This is a genomic window from Actinocorallia lasiicapitis, from assembly GCF_054778695.1.
In genome coordinates this window covers 1-1,217 of the sequence record NZ_BAAGZI010000741.1, presented here as the reverse complement: position 1 = coordinate 1,217, position 1,217 = coordinate 1, and the positions used below count along the sequence as shown (strand labels likewise).

Sequence of the window (1,217 nt, the reverse complement as noted above, 5' to 3'; positions counted from 1 at the left end):
GGTCGGCCGCCGCGCGTCCGCGACGATCGACCGCAGGTCCGCCACCAGCGCGGGCAGCGCCAGCCAGCGGGTCCTCTCATCGAGCTGGGCCTGCTCGATCGCGCCGGGCAGCAGCTCGTTGAGGAACCGGGACGGCCGGTCCTCGGTGTCGTCGCCGCCGACGGCCGTCACGACCAGCCTGCGCCGCGCCCGGGTGACGGCCACATAGAACAGCCGCCGCTCCTCCGCCATGATCTTCGCGGTGACGGCCGCGCCGGACACCTCGTCCGTCTCCCCGCCGCCCTCGACGAGCTGCTCGATCCCCAGCAGCGAACCGCGGACCCGCAGATCGGGCCAGAGCCCCTCCTGGACCCCCGCGACGATCACCACGTCCCACTCCAGGCCCTTGGCGCGGTGCGCGGTCAGGATCCGGACGGTCTCGCCGTCCGGGGAGCGTTCGGCGAGCGTGTTCCCGGCGATCTCCTGCCCGGCCAGATCCTCGACGAACAGCACCGCGCCGGCCTTCGGGAGCCGGTCGACGAAGCGGGCGGCGTGGTCGAACAGGGCGACGACGGCGTCCAGATACTGGTCGGCGGCCGCGCCGCGCGGCCCGCCGCGCCTGCTGTCCTCCAGCCACCGTTCGGCGAGCCCGGTCGTCTCCCAGACCGCCCACAGCACCTCCTCCGCCGACCCGGCCGCCGCGCGGGCGACCTGGATCAACCGGGCGATCCGGACGGCCGGCGCCTTCACCTTGTCGTTGACGAGCAGCAGCTCGCGTTCGTCGTCGACGGCCGCGACGATCAGCTCGCCGAGCGGCCTGTCCCCGCCCGCCAGCTCCTCCAGATCGCGCAGGGCGCGTTTGAGCCGCCGCATCCCGAGGGCGTCCGCCCCGCCCAGCGGGCCGGTCAGCAGCTCCTCGGCGACGACGTCGTCCAGGTAGCCGGGTTTCAGCGCCGCCAGGATGACCATCATCATCGGCCGGACCGAAGGTTCGGCGTACAGCGGCAGGTCGTCGCCCAGGACCGTCACGGGGACCCCGGCCATGCCGAGCGCCCGCCGCACCCCCGCCACCTGGTGGACGCCGCGGATCAGCACCGCGCACCGCGACCACGGCACCCCTTCGAGCAGGTGGGCGCGGCGCAGCTCGTCCGCGACCAGGGCGGCCTCCTGGCTGGGGCTGTCGGCGACCAGCACCCTGACCTCGGGCGACGGCTCGCCCTTCACGCCCGGCTCGGCCG

1 protein-coding gene is annotated in these 1,217 nt (G+C 74.9%); it reads right to left on the bottom strand.

Features of this window, described 5'->3' with window-relative positions; translation table 11 throughout:
* Window positions 1-1,217: 3'-5' exonuclease (locus ACYVE7_RS34265; protein WP_460370763.1), on the bottom strand; the 1,217-nt coding region annotated here is incomplete at both ends.